Genomic DNA, 19,442 nt, shown 5'->3' on the forward strand with positions numbered 1-19,442 from the left:
ATAGGATCATGACTGAAAATCACTACTTATTATTAACACCAGGACCATTAACGACAACAAAATCAGTAAAAGAAGTTATGCTATACGATTGGTGTACGTGGGATGATGAATATAATACGATGGTGCAAGAAGTAAGAGCTAAACTTGTATCGTTAGCGACGAAGGAAGAAGAGAAATATACAACAGTGTTAATGCAAGGAAGCGGTACGTTTTCAGTTGAAGCAGTAATTGGTTCTGTTATTCCGGCAAATGGGAAGATTCTCGTTTGTACAAATGGTGCGTACGGTAAGCGCATTGTGCAAATGGCAGAGATGTTACAGATTGATGTAGTGGTCAGTCAAACAGAAGAGTGGGAACCTACTAATATTGTAGAAGTAGAGAAGTTATTGCAAGAAGATAAAGAGATTACGCATATTGCAGTTGTTCATTGCGAAACGACGACAGGCATTATAAATCCAATTGTAGATGTATGTAAATTAGGAAAACAGTATGGAAAGGTTACAATTGTTGATGCGATGAGTAGTTTCGGCGGGATTGAAATAGACATTGCTGATTTACAAATTGATTTTTTAATTAGTAGTGCGAATAAGTGTATTCAAGGGGTTCCTGGATTCGGATTTGTAATCGCAAAACGTGATGAATTATTGAAGTGTAAAGGGCAAGGACGCTCTTTATCTCTTGATTTATATGATCAATGGGAAACGATGGAAAAACAAAATGGGAAATGGCGTTTTACTTCACCTACACATGTTGTACATGCTTTTTATCAAGCACTACTTGAACTAGAAAAAGAGGGAGGAGTAAGAGCGCGTTACAATCGATATTACAACAATCAAAAACTACTAGTAAATAGAATGGGAGAAATCGGATTTAAGCCACTAGTAGATGAGGAATACCAATCTCCTATTATTACATCTTTCATTTATCCAAAAGAGGGATTCGAGTTTCAACAGTTATATAACGAATTAAAGCGTTATGGATTTGTTATTTACCCTGGGAAAATTTCGAAAGTAGATACGTTCCGCATTGGAAATATCGGTGATGTACATGAACAAGATATTAATCGCTTAGTTGATAGTATTGCTAAAGGAGCTGTTATTGGGTGAAAGTGTTTTGCTTAGGTGGAGCAGGTAAAATTTGTCGCGAAGCTATTTTGGATTTAGTTCAATTTTCATCTTTTGAGACAATTACAGTAGCTGATTTTAACGAGGTAGAGGGCCGTAAAGTAGTAGAATGGCTCAACGACCCTCGTGTTGATTTTGTAAAAGTAGATGTAACGGATCACGAGGATACGGTTGCAAAAATGATTGGTTATGACATTGTAATGGACGGTACGACGATAAAGTTAAACAGATTGTCGACCCGCTGTATTGCAGAAGCAGGATGTCACGGTGTGAACTTAAATGGATTTGGTGAAGAAAATGAATCGCATGCTATATTTGTTGAAAATGAAAAGATATGTTTACCTGGATTTGGCATGACGCCGGGTGTAACGCAAATGATGGCAATGCATGCAGCAAATCAATTGGATACTGTAGAGTCTGTCCGTGTAAGTCACGGTTCGTATCGTCCGATTGCTTTTTCTGTATCAATTACAGAGACAACGACATATGAATATGATCCATATTTACCATTGCGTACAGTGTATGAAGATGGTGAATTTAAGCAAGTACCTCCGTTTGCGCGTCCGAGAGAAATAGAATTGCCAGAGCCTTATGGTAAGGCAACGCAGTATATCATTCCGCATTCTGAAACGATTACGCTAGCAAAGGCATTAGAAAATAAAGGTGTCAAACTGATAGAGACGAGAGGAACTTGGCCACAGCAAAATATGCAACTTGTACGTGCTTTATATGATTACGGCATATTGCGTAATGATCAGATTGAAATAAACGGGAAAGAAATAGGCATTATGGATTGTATTTCACAGTATTTATTGCAATCGAAAGAAGGGCAAGAAACAGAGCTTTATGGTTATGCACTTCATGTAGAAGTAATAGGTATGAAAAATAATGAGAAGCAAAGACATGTGTTATATCATACACATCCGTTATCTGATGGTTCTGTTGTAGGATGGGAAAAATTAAGAGCGTATACGAGAAACGTCGGTATTCCATTTGGGATTGCTGCAGAGTTAATTGCAAATGGAAATGTAAATAGGGTGGGTGTTGTTACGCCTGAAGAAGCCTTTGAAAATCCACAATTGATTTTTGATGAGCTAGCAAAGCGCGGTATTCATATTCATGAAGAAGTTTCTACTTATAAAGAAAATTATAGCTTTGTATAAGTAAGGACGTTTATAAGGGAGATATAAATGAGGTGAAGCTATGTCTGTAGTAGGAGAAGAAAGAAAGCGAACCATTCTTGAAAAGGTAGAATTTAAAGGGAAAGTAAAGGTTTCAGAATTAGCGAGAGAATTTGCTGTATCAACAGAAACGATTCGTCGATATTTAGAAGAATTAGATCGTGAAAAGAAGCTGAAAAAAGTGTATGGTGGAGCTGTTCAACTTCCAGGCGCTGGAGTAGAGGCACCAATGTTAGAAAGAGAAATGCTACATATAGAAGAGAAGAAAAGAATTGGTTATAAAGCAGCGACATTTGTAGAAGACGGTGATGTCATTGCAATTGATGATGGAAGTACACCGCTTCAAATGGTTCCATACCTTGTTCATCGTAAAAACTTAACGATTGTAACAAGTTCATTTCCAGTCGCAACACAATTAATTTCTTCTATTAATAAAAAGATGTTTCACGGTGAAGTTTTGTTTATAGGTGGAAAAGTATCTCCAAAGCATTCGCGTGTATCAGGGTCTATTTCTCAGCAAGTCATACAGCAATTTCATTTTCATAAAGCGTTCGTTTCGATTGATGGGTTATTACCTAGTTTTGGAGTTTCCAGCTTTGAATTAGAGAAAGCGAAATTGTCAGAGGCGATGATGAAATTAGCTGAGAAAACATATATTTTATGTGATCATACGAAGGTAGGCGTGAAAGGGAATTATCGTATAGCAGTAATTTCGCGTATTCAACACGTAATTTGTGATAAAAAAATGCCATATAGCTTTGAAGAAGAACTTAAGAAGCATAATATTCAGTGGACAGTTTGTTAAATACAGTGAAAGCACATAAACTCCCGCCTAATTTTTAGGAGGGAGTTTTATTATCTGTAAATCGTAAAATAAAAGATTTGCAGTTATGCAAAAAGTGGACACATTTTCTCACCTCTTTCATATAATTTACCAATACAAAAAAAGTTGGTCGAAGGAAAGAAGGGAGAACATGTCAGAACGAATATATAATAAACTTGTATTGTACGCGAATATTTTGCAAAAAATCGGTGTCATCAATGAGAAGGAAAAAAGTGAAATTCTTCATACGATAGGTAAAAAAGCCCTTTGAATAAAGGGCTTTTTTATTTTTTATCTTTAAAAATATAAATTTAATGTAATATTCTCATTGACAATGATAATGATATTCATTATCATTTATTTGTGGATAATTGATAATACTTATCAATTGTAAAGATTATATATGATAGGGGATATTATTTTGAAAAAAAATTACATGAAGGCGCTAGTAGTAGCGACAACATTAGCAATTCCATTTGCTACGTACTCTACTCCAGCATTAGCGGCATTAAAAGTTGAAGCAAATCAATCGGTAGCAGCAGCGAGTGATCGCACGTATGATACTGAGATTAAAATATATAAGGACCAAAAAGATGAGCCATCTATGGTTTCTCAATATATAAAAGATCCTAAAGTAACGATTGCAGCTGGCAAAAAAATTGTCACTGTAACAATGCAAGATAGTGATTATTTTCAATATCTTAGAATAGAAGATAGAAACCAGCCTGGTGTATTTCATGATGTGAAGGTTTTGTCAGAAGATAAGAGGAAGAATGGAACGAAAGTAGTTCAATTTGAAATTGGTGAGTTTGAGAAGAAGCACAATATGCAAATGCATATACTTATTCCAGCTATTGGATATGATCACAAATATCAAGTTCAATTTGAAATTAAAGATCCAACTGTAGGTAACAAAGAAACAGAGAAACCAGATGATAACTCTAATTCAGGCAATACGGAAACGGATAATCCAGTTGATAATCAAAATATGATAACAGATAACAAATTAAGAGAACTTGTGAATAAAAAAGTATTTAATAGAAAAGATTTAAATACACCAATTACGAAAGAAGAGTTATTACAAGTAAAGGATTTGTTTTTAAATACGAATGAGATACTTGATTATAGTGCATTAAAATATATGCCAAATTTAAAATCTTTAACAGTTGCGAATGCGAAGATAAAAGATCCGTCGTTCTTTGCGAACTTAAAGCAATTAAGTCATTTAGCTTTGCGTGGTAATGAATTTTCAGATGTAACGCCACTTGTTAAGATGGATAATTTAGAATCTCTTGATTTAAGTAATAATAAAATTACAAACGTTGCACCACTAACTGAAATGAAAAATGTAAAAAGTTTATTTCTATCAGGCAACCAAATAGAAGATGTAACAGCATTAGCGAAAATGGAACAACTAGATTACTTGAATTTAGCAAATAATAAAATTACGAACGTTGCTCCATTAAGCGCTTTGAAAAATGTAACATACTTAACTTTAGCAGGTAATCAAATTGAAGATATTAAAGCGTTATATTCATTACCTTTAACAGACTTAGTATTAACACGTAATAAAGTTAAAGATTTATCCGGCATTGAGCAAATGAAGCAATTAGAAGAATTGTGGATCGGGAAAAATGAAATAAAAGATGTTACTCCTCTAAGTAAGATGACACAGTTAAAACAATTACACTTACCTAACAATGAGTTAAAGGATATTACGCCATTATCAAGTTTAGTAAACTTACAAAAGCTTGATTTAGAAGCGAATTATATTTCAGACTTATCACCAGTTAGTAATTTGAAAAAATTAGTATTTCTAAGTTTTGTTGCAAATGAAATCCGTGATGTCCGACCAGTTATAGAAATAAGTAAGACGGCTTATATTAATGTCCAAAATCAAAAAGTATTTTTAGAGGAAACAGAAGTAAATAAAGAAGTAAAAGTACCTATATATGAAAAAGATGGTGAGGTTTCTACGAAAATCCGTCTGAAGAGCGATAACGGTACGTATAGTAATGGTGTAGTGAAATGGAGTACACCAGGTGAGAAAATATATGAATTTGGTGTGAAAGATCCATTCGCGGATACAGGAATTTTCTTTACAGGGTCTGTTATTCAAAATGTAGTAGAAAGTAAAGACGGTAATACGTCTAAAGAAGATGAGAAAACAGAAGTGGTAGAATTTAAAGATGTACCAAAGGGACATTGGTCAGAAGAAGCAATTAATTACTTAGCGAAAGAAAAATTATTTATAGGCTATGGAAATGGTGAATTTGGATTTGGTGATAACATTACTCGTGGACAAGTAGCTCTTCTAATACAAAGGTATTTAAAATTAGAAAATAATCTAGTACCAAAAACGGCATTTACAGATACGAAAGGAAATATGTATGAAACGGCTATTGATGCAGTGGTTCAAGCTGGAATTATGACAGGCTATGGAAATGGTATGTTCCGTCCAGATGGAGTATTAACTCGATATGAAATGTCAGTAGTATTACAAAGAGTATTTCAGTTAAAAGAAAATGAAAATAGTGCAGAGAATTTTAAAGATATACCAAATGACCATTGGGCGAAAGGATATGTGAAAGCTTTAGTGGATAATAAAATATCAAAAGGCGATGGGGAAGGGAATTTTTTAGGAGATAATTTCGTAACACGTGAACAATATGCACAGTTTTTATATAATGCAATAAAGAAATAAAGTGAAACTTTAATCAGTGGGGGTTTTGTTCATTCCCCACTGATTATTAGCCCTCACTAATCGGGCTGCCCGTTAATGCGGAATAAAAAATGAGGAAAATACGCTATTCTTTAATTAAAGAGTAGCGTATTTTTATGTACAAAATGAAATAGGAAATAGATAGAGTATAGACATATGAATAGCCTATTTTAAAGAAGAACCACGAAACTATATTGACAAAAAAGCGTTCTCATGTGATAATTCAATTAATTTTTAGAATAATCAAAAAATATTCCTTTTACATAGAAAGGATTCGAACCTTATATGAATATTATGCCGGGGGTGACGAAATGTTATTTTTTCTGAAGAAATGGAATGAATTAAAAGATGTGAAATCTGAATTGGCACTTCGTGATTGGTTTTATGGTACCAAAATTAGCTTATCGCTATGTACGTCAAAAGAGCCGTTAACATTCTTAGTAAATGTTGAAGGAAGAGATAAAGGGCTATTTTCGGAAGAAGATTTTATTGTCGTAAATTGCATGTGCGAGTCAGTATTTGAAAATGAAGAAAAACCAGCTGCAGAGTCATTTATGCATGCGGATATTTATAAAAAAAGTAGTGCAGGATGTATTTTACAAGTGCAGACTGTAGATAGTCATTTAATATCAGAGTTATATGGGGAAGAAGGAGAAGTAACGTTCGATAAACGCAGTGTGGAGCGTGTTTTCGGAAAAGAAGGTATAACAGAAATGACAATTCCAATTGTAGAAGATGAAAAAAAATTCGCTGATTTATTAGAAAGGAATGTTCCGAATTTCATTGAAGGTGGAGGAGTAGTTCTTGTTCATAATTACGGCATGATTGTGTGGGGAAAAACGCCAGAAGAGGCGAAAAAATGGCTAGAGGGTATAGAATATTTAATGAACTATCATGTAAAGTTATTAATGATTAAGGGGGCAAGGAGCTCTGTTATATAAAAATGGATGTGATATAGCTACAAGTTAATAAATAAATGAAAGCGTTTTAAAAATAATTTCACTCATAAAATATAGGTCTCCTTATTATATATAGATTACATGTTGACATGTAAGGAGGAACATATTTTGCGAGTTAAATATCATTTTCTGCCAAAGCAGCAAGTAACATTTTGCAAAATAAATGATTCTGGTGAAGAGGCACTGCAAATGATGAACGAAACGGGATTTCGAGCCATCCCGGTATTAGCAGAAGATGAGAAGAAATTCACAGGGATTATTTATAAAGTAGATTTATTAGAAAAAAAATGCAATAGCGGATTAGAGCATGTAAGTGCAGGAGATATGCTCGACGATTCCAATGCATTTATTTTTGAAAAGGATTCCTTCTTCAGAGCTTTTTATGTAATTCGTCGGCTTCCGTTTTTAGCCGTGCTAAATGATTATAATGAATTTGTCGGTATGTTAACGCATTCGAATATATTTGATGTTATTGAAGATTCATTTGGTATGCGAACAGGTGGTTATATATTAACAATTGCAACACAAGATTGTAAGGGAACGATTAAAGAGCTTGGGACATTGTTAAAAGCATATAATATCGGTGGCCTATTTACGCTAGATAACGGTGATCAATATATCCGCCGCGTTATTGTAAATATATCAGATGAGTTAGATGAAACAAAATTAAAGCAATTAATCGGAAAAATAGAGAAAAAAGGATTCAGAGTGAGTCATGTAGATTATATTTAAGTTAAAAAGAAAAGTACCTATCTGTTATATATAGATAGGTACTTTTTTGTCCCGCTATTTGTGGGCAGTAAGATCTTCGCCTCAAAATTCAGCGCAAGCAAAGAAGTTAAGTGGGGGCGGATTGCCCGTAAAAGCCCAATTGGTGAGGGCTGATTATATGTGAGTAATGAACTTTACTTTGAAACAGGAGGCGGGGATAATGCTAGATCAGATAAGAAAATAAAATCTGCATGCTCACGAATTTTAGGGATAGAAGTTTCAATAACGCGTGATGTAATTTCACCTGGGGGGCCCACATGCCCGATAGCTACCATAATAGGTTTTTCTTGAATTTTTTTGATGAGTAATTGGGCTTGTTTTGAAATATGCCCTGCTGTATATACATCATCAAAAAATAGTTGGTTTTCAATAATAGGAACTCCTAATTCTTTTCCGATTTTTGGGACGACACTATTAGGATTCGTTTTACTATCTAAGTAAAATAAACCGTGTTTTTTACAAGCAGCAAGTATAAGGCGAACAATTCTTTCATCCGCTGTTACTTTTGACCCCATATGATTGTTCATTCCAATTGCATGCGGTACTTCTTGAATCGCTTGTTCAAGTCGGTTGTTTATTTCTTCATCGCTTAAATCAGTTGTAATTGCTTTCGGCCCAAGCCATTCTTTTTTACCTTTTATAGGTTCCATTGGCATATGTATAATAACTTCATGTCCTTTCTTATGGGCAGCTATTGCGTCTTCTTTTGTGGAAGGAAGAAAAGGCATAACAGCAACAGTGAGTGGAATGGGAAGTGATAACATTTGATTAGTCCCCTTCATATTATTACCGAAATCATCAATGACAATAGCAACTTTATTCGTATGAGCATTTGCTTGAATAGGAAATAAGAAAGACGGTAAAAACAAAACAATGATGAATAATGCAATCGTATATTTTCGCATATAAATATTTCCTTTCTATTGTTATCCTGCTATTTGTGGGTAGTAAGACTCCCACCTCAACATTGGGCTGGATAGGTGGGAGATTCACTGCCTACCCGATTGGTGAATGCTAATTATCAGTGGGGGCTGAACAAAAAAACACTGATTAAAGTTTCACTTTATCAATCATCATTATGTTTTGCTTTTTTATATAAATTAAACAAAAAATGTCGAAGAAAAGTAGGTAGAAAATTAAGAATCCCCGGTTTACGTAGAATTTATAAAAAAAGAAGATGAAAAAAATGTCTATTATTGCGAATGTATTTACAAAGATAGAATAATTTGTAATAATTCTCAAAGTGAGGGTAAAGATTTGTAAATTACAGGGAGAAAATGTTAAATTTTCTGATTCTTCAAATTTGCATATGATTAAGTAGTTAAACAAGTCAATGGAGAAGTGAAGTTAAGAGCATGGAAGTATAATAAGGGGGATATGGATGTTTACTGTAAAAAGGAAGTACACATTAGAAAAGCTTTCACGTGATATTCATATGAAACGTGAAGAAATGATTCAACTAGGATTAACAAGTGGGCTAAATAGTAGGGAGACAATTCAAGTTAGTCAAGAATTGGACAAGCTTATTTTACAATATCAATGTTATAAAGAAAAACAAACACCGAAATGGTTTTCAATTATAAAAATACCTATTTTCCAAATCGGGTATGAAGGAAAATCAAATAATTTTTGGCGAATGCTTGTGGCTGGTTTTATGAAATAAGTATAATTACCCTTATAGGATAAGGATAATTATACTATGTGTAACGGAATTTCGATATGAACTGTCGTTCCTTCATTTTCTGTACTGTCGATAAAAATATGCCCATTATACATCTCTACAATTCGTTTACATATGACAAGTCCAAGACCTGTTCCAGTATCTTTATTAGTAAAGAACGGATGAAAGAGGTGTTTTTGAATATGTTGCGGAATCCCTTTTCCAGTATCTGTAATATGCAGTTGTGCGTGTGTTTCATTGTTTTTTACTACAATGGTTAGTGTATCATTAGAAGTCATGGCCTCAATTGCATTTTTGGTAATGTTTAAAACCACTTGTTTCATATGGTCTTTCGAACAACGGATATGAACAGGATGGTCTGGCAAATGTAAATGGAATACAATGTTATGTAAATTCGCCTCAGATTGAATAATTAATGCTACCTCATTTAGAATTGTTCTTACATCATATGTTTGTTCGATGATGGCGGTTGGCTTTCCTAGAATAAGAAATTCACTTACAATTTCATTGATTCGCTCTATTTCTTGTTCAATTACGGAAAAGTAGAACTGATCTTGTTCATCTTTATATTTCTCTTTTAATAGAGCGACGAGTCCTTTAATTCCAGTAAGAGGATTACGGATTTCGTGTGCTGTACTCGCTGCAAAAGTTCCAACTAATTCAATTTTCTGTAGTTCATTTTGTTGTCTTTCAAGTTTTGTTTGACGTTTTAACAACATATATTGAGCAAGCAAAAATAAAATAGACATTAAAAATAAAGTAGCTATACACTCTATTGCAACCCACTGGTATAAGGTTTTTTGATGAATGGGTAATGGAGAAACAGAGACCTTCCAATTTAATCTTTGGAGTGGGGTAGTAAGCATATTAGAATGCGTATCACTTGTGTCGTTATTATCATCGGTTAGAAAAACTACATCATGTTTATCAGTTACCTCAAAATGGTATTGTGGTTTAATGGCATTTAAAGAAGAGGAAATGTAATCAAAGCGTAAACTAGCTAATAATAATCCTGAGAGCTCCTTCTGTTTATTAAATATGGGGGCAGCAATCATAATAGCTTTATGTCCAAGAACGCGATCAGTAATGACTGATGATACAGTGGTTTTTTTAGTTTGGAGCGCGTCTTGAATATATTTACGGTCTGAAACATCTATAGGCTTTGATTCATCTTCAGATGCGATTGTAATGACTCCTTCTGGTGTAGCGTAATATAGACCAGAAAAGCGTGCATCGTTTCCATCTGTATCATGTACAATTTGTTTAATGCCATTTATATTACCAGTCTCGGTGCCTACAACTTTTGCAAGCATGTCTAAAGCAGAAATTGCTTCACCAAGATGATGATCCAAATAATCTCTATATAAAAAGAGAACTGTATGAGCAGATAATTTGTTTTCCTGTTTCATTTTATATGTATGATACGAATAAAATGTAGCACCAATCCCTATTGTCGGTAGGATAACAAGCAATATATATATAATTATGCTTTGGAATTTGACTTTCAAATGTGGTACTCCTTCTTTTTTTATTATCATTATATATAAACTATGTTAAAATTGTCATGTTTTTATTCAAGAATGATTTTTAATATATTAGGGGAGAGGAAATGGATGAGTGAATGCTCATTCGGAATTCACATGAAGTATGAAGTGGTATTTTCTTTTTATTGCTGAGAATTTAAGTGAAGGGTTGAAAGTTGTATGACATCAAATAATGAACGAGAAGATATTTCTCAATCTTTAAAAGTATTTATTGCATTATCTCGTGTACATCGTTCTGTTATGGATACTACAAATAAATCTATACAAAGTAACGGGTTAAATCCAACTGAATTTGCTGTATTAGAACTGCTATATCATAAAGGCGGTCAACCACTCCAGCAAATTGGTGAGCGCATTTTAATAGCTAGTGGCAGCATTACATATGTTGTAGATAAGTTGGAGAAAAAGGGATTAGTAAAGAGAATCCCATGTCCGAATGACAGACGTGTTATTTACGCGCAATTAACTGAGTCTGGCGAGAACTTTATTGCTTCTATTTTTCCGGGGCATGAGAAAGTTATACATCAGTCTTTTGAAATGTTAACGAAAGATGAAAAAGATGAATTACTTGATTTATTAAAAAAAATTGGGAAGTATGAAAAATAATATGTTCCAAAGGAGCTTTGGATAAATAAATCCAAGGCTTTTTTATTTGTAATGAACTCATGGCAGTCACTGCCGAAATTTGTTGAAAATTAAGAGGGGATTCGAGAATACGTATTGAATTATAATAAAGGTATGTAATGGAGAGGAGGCTCGTTCATGTCATTTAAAGACTATGAATATAAACGCCCAAATATTGAAGAGTTAAAAGAGAAATTTACTGTTGCTTTAGAGAAGTTTGATAACGCAAAAACTGTAGAAGAACAAAAACAAGTCATTCATTCAATTAATGAGATTCGCAACGATTTTGGTACAATGGGAAACCTTTGTTACATTCGCCATTCTGTTGATACGACGGATACTTTTTATAAGGAGGAGCAGGATTTCTTTGATGAATTCTCTCCAGTTGTACAAGGATATGGTACAAAATATTATAAGGCACTCATTAATTCTCCATTTCGTGAAGAATTAGAGGCGTATTATGGAAAACAATTATTTGCTCTAGCAGAATGTGATTTAAAAACATATTCAGATGAAGTCGTGAAAGATTTACAATTAGAAAATAAATTATCATCGCAATATACACAGTTATTAGCATCTGCAAAAATTGACTTTGCTGGAGAAGAAAGAACGTTATCGCAACTGATTCCGTTTATGCAAGGAAAAGAAAGAAGCGAACGTAAAGCAGCAAGTGAAGCATACTACGGATTTTTAGCTGGAAATGAGGAAGAACTAGATCGTATTTATGATGAGCTTGTTAAAGTGAGAACGAAAATCGCAAAATCTTTAGGTTTCAAAAACTTTGTTGAACTTGGATATGCAAGAATGTACCGTACAGATTATAATGCGGAGATGGTGGCTAATTACCGTCAGCAAGTGCTAGATTATATCGTTCCCGTTACAACGGAATTAAGAAAGCGACAACAAGCACGTATCGGTGTAGAGAAGTTAGCTTATTACGACGAAAACTTTGAGTTTGCTACAGGTAACCCAACTCCAAAAGGAGATGCGGATTGGATTGTTGATCATGGAAAGACAATGTATAAAGAGTTATCGGTTGAAACAGATGAATTTTTCAATTTCATGCTAGATAATGATTTATTAGATTTAGTTGCGAAAAAAGGAAAAGCTGGTGGCGGATATTGTACATATATTGAGAATTATAAAGCGCCATTTATTTTCTCAAACTTCAATGGAACATCTGGTGACATTGATGTATTAACACATGAAGCAGGTCATGCTTTCCAAGTATATGAAAGTCGTAAATTTGAAATTCCAGAATATAATTGGCCAACATATGAGGCATGTGAAATCCACTCTATGAGTATGGAATTCTTTACATGGCCATGGATGAAGCTATTCTTTGAAGAAGATGCAGATAAATATTACTTCTCTCACTTAAGTTCAGCACTCCTGTTTTTACCTTATGGTGTATCTGTTGACGAATATCAACATTATGTATATGAAAATCCTGAAGCATCACCTGAAGAGCGTAAGACAGCATGGCGTAACATAGAGAAGAAATATTTACCACATCGTGATTATGAGGATAATGATTATTTAGAGCGCGGTGGTTTTTGGCAACGTCAAGGGCATATTTATAGCTCACCGTTCTATTATATTGATTACACGCTTGCTCAAATTTGTGCGCTACAATTTTGGAAACGTGCAAGAGATAATAGACAAGAGGCTTGGGAAGATTATGTGAATCTGTGCCAACAAGGTGGAAGTAAATCGTTCTTAGAATTAGTAGAAGTTGCAAATTTAACATCACCATTTGCTGAAGGCTGTGTGAAAAGTGTTATTACAGAAATTGAAGCATGGTTACATGCGATTGACGACACAAAATTGTAAAAAACATGCGCTTTTTTTCACATGTTTAACATCGACATAATGGGAAAATGATGAGATAATAAAAGAAAATTCAGAATACTAAAGAGGTGTTTCTAATAAGGAGCACCTCTTTTCACAAACAAAAGGGGGGAACAAGTATGCTTCAATCTAATATGGATGTAAGTTTAGAAAGTTTAGTAAACTCATTACAGTCTACTCGAAGCACGCTATTATCAGAAATTGAAATGTTAAATGACACAGAAGTGAATGTAAAGCCACGCCGTGATAAATGGAGCATTATTCAAATTTTACACCACTTGCATTTAGTTGAACAATCTGTCACGTCTGCCCTTGTATATGCTTTACAAAAAAAGGAAAGAAACATGACTCCATTTAAAGACCTCCAACTTACGCTTGATCGCACACATAAACGAGAAGCTCCTCAGCAAATGCAACCAACAGAAACTTTAATGAAAAAACAGCAAGGAATTCAATTGCTAGAACATTCACGCCAAGAACTATTACACGCGCTTCATAGTGTTATAGATGAAAAAGATTTATTTGAAAATGGATTAAAGCATCCTGTTTTTAATGATCTGAATTTGTATCAATGGGTTCAATTTCTTGATTTGCATGAACAAAGACATCTTACGCAGTTAAAAGAGGCGAAACATGCAATTTTGCAACGCTAAAGTGGAAGAAGTGGGAAACCACTTCTTTTTTGATACGTGCATAGTTTTCTTTCTTATTTTGGAATACTACATGGAGAAAGAAAAGAAGGAGTTGAAAAAACATGTCTAAGAAGAAGCGAGAAGAAGAGCGCGCCTGGAAAGCACGTAAAGAAAATCAACAACCGCACGGAAAAGTGAAAGCTTTTGCTGAATTAGTTGAAGGAACAGAAAAAACGTGATGAGTATTTCATCACGTTTTTTGTATGAGTGGAAAAGTTAATAAAAAGGTTGTACCGATTCCTTTTTCACTTATAATATCAATTTTTCCATTCATAGCTTGAACAACACTGAATACGACCATCATTCCAAGTCCAGTACCTTTTTCTTTCGTTGAATAAAAAGGAGAGCCAAGACGTTTTACTTGTTCTGAATCCATACCGACTCCTGTATCTTTTATATATAACTGAATATGCTTATGATCAGGAACTAATGTGAAATAAAGATCACCGCCTTTTGGCATAGCCTCAATGCAATTTTTTAAAATATTTAATAAACATTGATTTAGTTTTTGCTTTTCACCAGCGATAAAAAAAGAAGTGCTTTGCTTTATATAATGAGTACGTACATTTGTTAAATTAGTAAGCGGTGTAATTAACGACAATGCATGTAGTAATTCTTCTTCTAACTGTAATGTTTGTTCTTTTTCAATGCTTGGTTTAGCAAAGGTTAAATAATCTGTAAGAACATGATTTGCTTGTTCGATGCCGTTAATGGCAATGTCGATATACAATTTTCGTTCCTGCTCAGTGCATGTATCTGATTGTAACAGTTGTAAAAAACCTTTCGTTGAAGTTAATGGATTGCGAATTTCATGAGAGATAGACGCTGCCATTTCACCAATTAAATGAAACTTTTCAGCATTTATAAGTTCGTTTTGGAGACGAACTTGAGTTTGTAATATGTGCAGTAAATATAAAATTAGAATCGTACCAAGCATTGAACATAACTCATACACAATAATATGCAGTATATAATCAGTCTTATTTGTAACCTTTGAAAGGAAGAAGGGTATCCAACTAAATCCGTATGTGAGACTGTAGATAATAGCAAGTGTTATTTTTATACGATTAGAAGTTTGATTAAAAAATTTATATGTTAATAGTAGAACAATAAATAGAAGAACAGAACCGATAAGAGATGGGAAAACACCTACCCCACCTAATAATAAGCGATATATGTTTAATACAACTAAGATAGAACCACCAGCAATAGGCCCTCCCGTTAATGTACCGACAATTAATACAATATGGCGCATATCAAATTGAAAACCATTATTTGTTTTTGCTGCAAATGTAATACAGAGTACGGTAGCAAGGCAACAGAGTACAATGAATATAGCTGAATTTAATTTAGGAGAGCGTTTCCCTTTTTGATTCCAAAATAAATGATATACGAGCATTGTAATCAGGATGAATAATATATTTAAAAAGAGATAAATAATAAAGGATTTCAGTGGGATGCCTCCTCTCTTCTTAGATTAAATTAATCATACTATAAAATGAAAGAAATGAAATAATAAATAGCGGAAAAATCAGAAATTTTTACGCTAGTATACAATATGTTACAATAAGCTGTGTCAATGAAAGAAGAAATTCCGTGCATCGCGCGGGAGAGGTTCGCGAACTCCCTCTATAAAAAACTATGGAAACAACAATATCCTTAGGTATTGTTTTGTTTTTTTATTGTGACAGTTCAAGAACGTTCTTTCTTCTTATTTATAGTAGAGAAGGAGAATGAGTGAAATGAAAAAAGAAAAAGCAGTTGTTGTTTTTAGTGGAGGACAAGATAGTACGACATGTTTATTTTGGGCAATAGAGCAGTTTGCAGAGGTAGAAGCTGTAACGTTTAATTACAATCAACGTCATAAGCTAGAAATTGATTGTGCAGCGGAAATTGCAAAAGAACTAGGAATAAAGCATACGGTACTAGATATGAGTCTATTAAATCAACTTGCTCCAAATGCGTTAACCAGAACGGATATGGAGATTACACATGAAGAAGGTGAATTGCCATCGACATTTGTAGATGGACGAAATTTACTCTTCTTATCATTTGCTGCTGTATTAGCAAAACAAGTTGGAGCACGTCATATTGTAACGGGTGTATGTGAAACTGATTTCAGTGGTTATCCAGACTGCCGTGACGTGTTTGTGAAATCGTTAAATGTTACTTTAAATTTATCTATGGATTACCCGTTTGTCATTCACACGCCACTTATGTGGATTGATAAGGCTGAAACATGGAAATTATCAGATGAACTTGGAGCATTTGAGTTTGTTCGAGAAAAAACATTAACATGTTATAACGGAATCATTGGTGATGGTTGCGGTGAATGTCCAGCATGTCAACTTCGTAAAGCAGGATTAGATACGTACCTACAAGAACGCGAAGGAGCGAATAACTAATGGATAACTTTTTTGGATTTCGCATCGTAGAGAATTTGCAAAAAATGGACAAGGATATTCAGCGTAAACAACTCAAATACCATAATAAAAGAGTAATGGTCAGCAAGGAATTTACATTTGATGCAGCACACCATTTACACTGTTATGAAGGGAAATGTAAAAACTTACACGGTCACACATATAAAGTTGTATTTGGAATTAGTGGATATGTAAATGAAATAGGTCTTGCAATTGACTTTGGAGATATAAAAGAAATTTGGAAAAATGAAATCGAAATTTATCTAGATCATCGTTATTTAAACGAAACGTTACCTGCAATGAATACGACTGCTGAAAATATGGTCGTTTGGATTTATGAAAAGATGGCAGAAGCACTAACAAAAGAGAATCGAGTGAACGAATATAAAGGAGCTCGCGTTGAATTTGTTCGTCTATTTGAGACGCCGACTAGTTATGCGGAAGTAAGACGGGAGTGGATGCTTGATGAGTAAAATCCCTGTCTTAGAAATATTCGGTCCGACTATTCAAGGTGAAGGAATGGTTGTAGGGCAAAAAACAATGTTTATCCGTACAGCTGGTTGTGATTATAGCTGTGCTTGGTGTGATTCTGCTTTTACGTGGGATGGATCAGCTAAAGATCAAATTAGACAGATGACACCAGAAGATATTTGGGATGAGCTTGTTGCAATTGGAGGAGAAAATTTTTCTCATGTTACGATTTCAGGTGGAAATCCGGCATTACTGAAAAATATTGAGTTTCTTCTTTCTATATTAAAAGAAAATGGAATGCGAACGGCAATTGAAACGCAAGGGAGTAAATGGCAAGATTGGTTACTTCAAATTGATGAGGTAACAATTTCTCCAAAACCACCAAGTTCAACGATGAAAACAGATTTTCATAAGTTAGATGCTATTATTCAGAAACTAGCAGGAAAAGATATTAGTTTAAAAGTAGTAGTATTCGATGATCATGATTTTGAATATGCAGTTAAGATGCACGAACGTTATCCAAAGGTACCATTTTTCTTACAAGTAGGAAACGATGATACAAAAACAGTGGATGATGCGATGCTTATAAAAAAATTATTAGATAAGTATGAATGGCTGATTGATAAAGCTGTAAATTGTAAAGAGATGAATGATGCAAAAGTATTGCCTCAGCTTCATGCGTTAGTATGGGGAAATAAGCGCGGCGTATAACGAGAAGGGATGTTTAAAATGACAGGAAGATTAGATGAAGATTTAAAAGATGTAACATTACTAGGGAATCAAAATACAAAATATTTATTTGAATATAGCCCAGAAATATTAGAGGTATTTGATAATAATCATCCAAACCGTGATTATTTTGTAAAATTCAATTGTCCTGAATTTACAAGTTTATGCCCGAAAACAGGACAACCAGATTTTGCAACAATTTATATTAGCTATATTCCAGAGCAAAAAATGGTAGAGAGTAAATCTTTAAAGTTGTATTTATTTAGTTTCCGCAATCATGGTGATTTCCACGAAGATTGCATGAACGTTATTATGAACGATTTAATTAAATTAATGGATCCGCGTTATATTGAGGTATGGGGGAAATTCACACCACGTGGTGGCATTTCAATTGATCCATACTGCAACTACGGGCGCCCAGGTACGAAGTATGAACAAATGGCTGACTACCGCATGATGAACCACGATCTATATCCGGAAACAATTGATAATCGTTAATAGAAAGAAAGGGCCTGTATAGTATACAGGCCCTTTCTTTCTATTATATTATGCATTTTGATTAATGACAGTATAGTTTTTATGACTTACAACTGTAAGAGGTTCCATATCTAGTTCTCTAAAATTCTTCATAATTGTTATATCAACAATAACAGAGTTTTGATTTACTTTTTGAACACGGCCTTGCATTCCACCTTTAAATTCGATGATATCTCCAGTTTCTGCGATCTGCATAAGCAACTCTCCTTGTTACAGTTTTCCCAAAAAAAGAATAAATTTGGGTTTTTTTATTTCCTCCTATTTTGAACCATATTTCCTACTTTGTAAATGTTTCCAAAGTAAAAATTCGAAAAATATTCACTTTTTGTAAGAAAATATGTAGAAAATCCATGTTTTTTAGAAAAAATAGCAAAAATGCGAGAATCTTTATATCGAGGTATAATGAAAAAGTAGAATAACCTGCTGAAGTGGGAGAAATTAGAGGCGGTAAAATGATGTTTGAATTTGTGGGGAGTGTTATAGCTTTAATTTTATTTTTATTTTCTTATATGCATTTAAAAAAGATTCGTCAATATGATACGAGTACATATTTTGATGGGATGGATGGTATCCATGCTTCGATAACACATGATAGTGGTGGGGAGATGTAAAGGTATATAACTTTATTTTCTTGCGTGGTATGATGTTTAGAACTAGTGCATAATAGAGTTCATAAGTGATGAATGGAGAGTGAAAAGAATGAAGATTTCTTTTATTCGTCATGGTTGTTTAAGTCGTATAAGAGAACCGATGACAATTAATTCATTTCACGAATGGATGAAACAGTATGATTCCGAGTCAATGATACAAAAAGCTAAAATACCGATAGAAACAATAGAGGCAATTGAAGCAGCGAAATTTGTCTTAACAAGTGATCAAAGGCGTGCTGTACAATCAGCAGCTGAATTGACGGATTCTTTATCTTTTATGCAAAATTCTCTTTTTAGAGAAGCTGAAGTTCCTTCATGCTTTTTTGCTCCGAAGTGGTTGAAATGCACAATTAAGGTATGGATGTTCATTGGACGAACATTATGGATACTTGGCTACCATAAAGATGTTGAGTCTTATAAGGAAGTAAGAGAGAGGGTAAGGCAAGCGGCTTACCTGTTACATCGTTATGCTCTCGTACATGGAAGTATAGCTCTTGTAGGTCATAATTATGTGAATGTAATGATTGGTGCCGAACTGAGAGCGATGGGATGGTCTGGTTCTCCTATTTTGCACAGAGAGCCATGGGGATGTACAACATATACGTTTCACGAGGCGATGGATGGAAATATATTAAATACAAATTTAACATAAAAGCACAC

At 34.0% G+C, this 19,442-nt stretch carries 21 protein-coding genes and 1 riboswitch; of the genes, 17 read left to right on the forward strand and 4 right to left on the reverse strand.

The window, feature by feature from the left end; translation table 11 throughout:
* Positions 1-8 precede the first annotated feature (8 nt).
* The 6 genes from phnW (at position 9) to cbpA (ending at position 7,541) form a co-directional block, all read left to right on the forward strand.
* A complete protein-coding gene (gene phnW, locus NST27_RS06680; RefSeq protein WP_000138230.1) occupies positions 9-1,106 on the forward strand; it encodes a 2-aminoethylphosphonate--pyruvate transaminase in 1,098 nt (365 codons plus the stop codon).
* Positions 1,103-2,287 (forward strand): saccharopine dehydrogenase family protein, encoded by a 1,185-nt coding sequence (locus tag NST27_RS06685; protein WP_000862175.1) that lies wholly within the window; start codon positions 1,103-1,105, stop codon positions 2,285-2,287. The genes phnW and NST27_RS06685 overlap by 4 nt, the downstream gene beginning before the upstream one ends.
* 40 nt (positions 2,288-2,327) lie before the next feature.
* Complete coding sequence (locus NST27_RS06690; protein ID WP_000117670.1) at positions 2,328-3,110, forward strand: DeoR/GlpR family DNA-binding transcription regulator; 783 nt, start codon at positions 2,328-2,330, stop codon at positions 3,108-3,110.
* A gap of 421 nt (positions 3,111-3,531) precedes the next feature.
* Complete coding sequence (locus tag NST27_RS06695) at positions 3,532-5,832, forward strand: NEAT domain-containing leucine-rich repeat protein (RefSeq protein WP_061661813.1); 2,301 nt, start codon at positions 3,532-3,534, stop codon at positions 5,830-5,832.
* Positions 5,833-6,161: 329 nt separating this feature from the next.
* Positions 6,162-6,791 (forward strand): class II aldolase/adducin family protein, encoded by a 630-nt coding sequence (locus NST27_RS06700; protein ID WP_000896005.1) that lies wholly within the window; start codon positions 6,162-6,164, stop codon positions 6,789-6,791.
* Positions 6,792-6,917: 126 nt separating this feature from the next.
* A complete protein-coding gene (cbpA, locus tag NST27_RS06705) occupies positions 6,918-7,541 on the forward strand; it encodes a cyclic di-AMP binding protein CbpA (RefSeq protein ID WP_001264207.1) in 624 nt (207 codons plus the stop codon).
* A 173-nt stretch (positions 7,542-7,714) separates the two neighbouring features.
* Here cbpA and NST27_RS06710 read toward each other — a convergent pair whose 3' ends face one another.
* Positions 7,715-8,485: a divergent polysaccharide deacetylase family protein gene (locus tag NST27_RS06710; RefSeq protein WP_001234107.1), complete on the reverse strand. Its 771-nt coding sequence runs from the start codon at positions 8,483-8,485 to the stop codon at positions 7,715-7,717.
* A 476-nt stretch (positions 8,486-8,961) separates the two neighbouring features.
* On the opposite strand from NST27_RS06710, the gene NST27_RS06715 reads away from it, so the two are divergent.
* Positions 8,962-9,243 carry an aspartyl-phosphate phosphatase Spo0E family protein gene (locus NST27_RS06715; protein ID WP_000495536.1) on the forward strand — a complete coding sequence of 94 codons (282 nt, stop codon included), beginning with the start codon at positions 8,962-8,964 and terminating at the stop codon, positions 9,241-9,243.
* A gap of 29 nt (positions 9,244-9,272) precedes the next feature.
* Here NST27_RS06715 and NST27_RS06720 read toward each other — a convergent pair whose 3' ends face one another.
* Positions 9,273-10,769 carry a DUF3149 domain-containing protein gene (locus NST27_RS06720; protein ID WP_000865053.1) on the reverse strand — a complete coding sequence of 499 codons (1,497 nt, stop codon included), beginning with the start codon at positions 10,767-10,769 and terminating at the stop codon, positions 9,273-9,275.
* A 195-nt stretch (positions 10,770-10,964) separates the two neighbouring features.
* Between NST27_RS06720 and NST27_RS06725 the strand changes: the two genes are divergently transcribed.
* The 4 genes from NST27_RS06725 to NST27_RS06740 all read left to right on the forward strand — a co-directional run bounded on the left by NST27_RS06725 (position 10,965) and on the right by NST27_RS06740 (position 14,151).
* Positions 10,965-11,411 carry a MarR family winged helix-turn-helix transcriptional regulator gene (locus NST27_RS06725; RefSeq protein ID WP_000203336.1) on the forward strand — a complete coding sequence of 149 codons (447 nt, stop codon included), beginning with the start codon at positions 10,965-10,967 and terminating at the stop codon, positions 11,409-11,411.
* A gap of 156 nt (positions 11,412-11,567) precedes the next feature.
* Positions 11,568-13,262 carry a M3 family oligoendopeptidase gene (locus NST27_RS06730; RefSeq protein ID WP_000008578.1) on the forward strand — a complete coding sequence of 565 codons (1,695 nt, stop codon included), beginning with the start codon at positions 11,568-11,570 and terminating at the stop codon, positions 13,260-13,262.
* Between the two features lie 137 nt (positions 13,263-13,399).
* The gene (locus NST27_RS06735) at positions 13,400-13,933 is read left to right on the forward strand and encodes a DinB family protein (protein WP_000941970.1); all 534 of its coding nucleotides are present in this window, start codon (positions 13,400-13,402) and stop codon (positions 13,931-13,933) included.
* A gap of 101 nt (positions 13,934-14,034) precedes the next feature.
* On the forward strand, positions 14,035-14,151 hold the full coding sequence (locus NST27_RS06740) for a DUF6254 family protein (RefSeq protein ID WP_000038355.1): 117 nt from the start codon (positions 14,035-14,037) through the stop codon (positions 14,149-14,151).
* A gap of 11 nt (positions 14,152-14,162) precedes the next feature.
* On the opposite strand, the gene kinB is transcribed toward NST27_RS06740, so the two are convergent.
* Positions 14,163-15,371, reverse strand: a complete 1,209-nt coding sequence (gene kinB / locus NST27_RS06745) for a sporulation sensor histidine kinase KinB (protein WP_000964152.1) — start codon at positions 15,369-15,371, stop codon at positions 14,163-14,165.
* 206 nt (positions 15,372-15,577) lie between these two features.
* Positions 15,578-15,621, forward strand: a riboswitch (PreQ1 riboswitch).
* Positions 15,622-15,714: 93 nt separating this feature from the next.
* Between kinB and queC the strand changes: the two genes are divergently transcribed.
* From queC to queF, 4 genes are read left to right on the forward strand one after another with little or no spacing between them, the layout of a single operon-like run.
* Positions 15,715-16,377 (forward strand): 7-cyano-7-deazaguanine synthase QueC, encoded by a 663-nt coding sequence (queC, locus tag NST27_RS06750; protein WP_000711595.1) that lies wholly within the window; start codon positions 15,715-15,717, stop codon positions 16,375-16,377.
* The gene (gene queD, locus NST27_RS06755) at positions 16,377-16,868 is read left to right on the forward strand and encodes a 6-carboxytetrahydropterin synthase QueD (RefSeq protein WP_000368414.1); all 492 of its coding nucleotides are present in this window, start codon (positions 16,377-16,379) and stop codon (positions 16,866-16,868) included. Before queC ends, queD begins: the two co-directional genes overlap by 1 nt.
* Positions 16,861-17,577 (forward strand): 7-carboxy-7-deazaguanine synthase QueE, encoded by a 717-nt coding sequence (queE, locus tag NST27_RS06760; protein WP_000036297.1) that lies wholly within the window; start codon positions 16,861-16,863, stop codon positions 17,575-17,577. Before queD ends, queE begins: the two co-directional genes overlap by 8 nt.
* An 18-nt stretch (positions 17,578-17,595) precedes the next feature.
* Positions 17,596-18,093 carry a preQ(1) synthase gene (gene queF, locus NST27_RS06765; protein WP_001986050.1) on the forward strand — a complete coding sequence of 166 codons (498 nt, stop codon included), beginning with the start codon at positions 17,596-17,598 and terminating at the stop codon, positions 18,091-18,093.
* A 48-nt stretch (positions 18,094-18,141) separates the two neighbouring features.
* Here queF and NST27_RS06770 read toward each other — a convergent pair whose 3' ends face one another.
* On the reverse strand, positions 18,142-18,327 hold the full coding sequence (locus tag NST27_RS06770; RefSeq protein ID WP_001165082.1) for a YkvS family protein: 186 nt from the start codon (positions 18,325-18,327) through the stop codon (positions 18,142-18,144).
* A gap of 260 nt (positions 18,328-18,587) precedes the next feature.
* Between NST27_RS06770 and NST27_RS06775 the strand changes: the two genes are divergently transcribed.
* Together NST27_RS06775 and NST27_RS06780 are read left to right on the forward strand one after the other, a co-directional pair.
* A complete protein-coding gene (locus NST27_RS06775; protein WP_000461432.1) occupies positions 18,588-18,743 on the forward strand; it encodes a hypothetical protein in 156 nt (51 codons plus the stop codon).
* A gap of 88 nt (positions 18,744-18,831) precedes the next feature.
* A complete protein-coding gene (locus tag NST27_RS06780) occupies positions 18,832-19,434 on the forward strand; it encodes a phosphoglycerate mutase (RefSeq protein WP_000703097.1) in 603 nt (200 codons plus the stop codon).
* Positions 19,435-19,442: the final 8 nt, after the last annotated feature.

It is taken from the genome of Bacillus sp. FSL W8-0770, from assembly GCF_038008705.1.
In the GTDB taxonomy this organism is placed as follows: domain Bacteria; phylum Bacillota; class Bacilli; order Bacillales; family Bacillaceae_G; genus Bacillus_A; species Bacillus_A cereus.

What these genes read in the sequence shown, in the direction of transcription:
- NST27_RS06715 (WP_000495536.1), top strand. Translation starts at nt 8,962, where the DNA reads ATGTTTACTGTAAAAAGGAAGTACACATTAGAAAAGCTTTCACGTGAT.
- NST27_RS06700 (WP_000896005.1), top strand. Translation starts at nt 6,162, where the DNA reads ATGTTATTTTTTCTGAAGAAATGGAATGAATTAAAAGATGTGAAATCT.
- queF (WP_001986050.1), top strand. Translation starts at nt 17,596, where the DNA reads ATGACAGGAAGATTAGATGAAGATTTAAAAGATGTAACATTACTAGGG.
- phnW (WP_000138230.1), top strand. Translation starts at nt 9, where the DNA reads ATGACTGAAAATCACTACTTATTATTAACACCAGGACCATTAACGACA.
- NST27_RS06775 (WP_000461432.1), top strand. Translation starts at nt 18,588, where the DNA reads ATGTTTGAATTTGTGGGGAGTGTTATAGCTTTAATTTTATTTTTATTT.
- queC (WP_000711595.1), top strand. Translation starts at nt 15,715, where the DNA reads ATGAAAAAAGAAAAAGCAGTTGTTGTTTTTAGTGGAGGACAAGATAGT.
- NST27_RS06770 (WP_001165082.1), bottom strand. Translation starts at nt 18,327, where the DNA reads ATGCAGATCGCAGAAACTGGAGATATCATCGAATTTAAAGGTGGAATG.
- queE (WP_000036297.1), top strand. Translation starts at nt 16,861, where the DNA reads ATGAGTAAAATCCCTGTCTTAGAAATATTCGGTCCGACTATTCAAGGT.
- NST27_RS06735 (WP_000941970.1), top strand. Translation starts at nt 13,400, where the DNA reads ATGCTTCAATCTAATATGGATGTAAGTTTAGAAAGTTTAGTAAACTCA.
- queD (WP_000368414.1), top strand. Translation starts at nt 16,377, where the DNA reads ATGGATAACTTTTTTGGATTTCGCATCGTAGAGAATTTGCAAAAAATG.
- NST27_RS06695 (WP_061661813.1), top strand. Translation starts at nt 3,532, where the DNA reads ATGATAGGGGATATTATTTTGAAAAAAAATTACATGAAGGCGCTAGTA.
- NST27_RS06780 (WP_000703097.1), top strand. Translation starts at nt 18,832, where the DNA reads ATGAAGATTTCTTTTATTCGTCATGGTTGTTTAAGTCGTATAAGAGAA.
- NST27_RS06725 (WP_000203336.1), top strand. Translation starts at nt 10,965, where the DNA reads ATGACATCAAATAATGAACGAGAAGATATTTCTCAATCTTTAAAAGTA.
- NST27_RS06730 (WP_000008578.1), top strand. Translation starts at nt 11,568, where the DNA reads ATGTCATTTAAAGACTATGAATATAAACGCCCAAATATTGAAGAGTTA.
- NST27_RS06710 (WP_001234107.1), bottom strand. Translation starts at nt 8,485, where the DNA reads ATGCGAAAATATACGATTGCATTATTCATCATTGTTTTGTTTTTACCG.
- NST27_RS06690 (WP_000117670.1), top strand. Translation starts at nt 2,328, where the DNA reads ATGTCTGTAGTAGGAGAAGAAAGAAAGCGAACCATTCTTGAAAAGGTA.
- kinB (WP_000964152.1), bottom strand. Translation starts at nt 15,371, where the DNA reads ATGCTCGTATATCATTTATTTTGGAATCAAAAAGGGAAACGCTCTCCT.
- NST27_RS06740 (WP_000038355.1), top strand. Translation starts at nt 14,035, where the DNA reads ATGTCTAAGAAGAAGCGAGAAGAAGAGCGCGCCTGGAAAGCACGTAAA.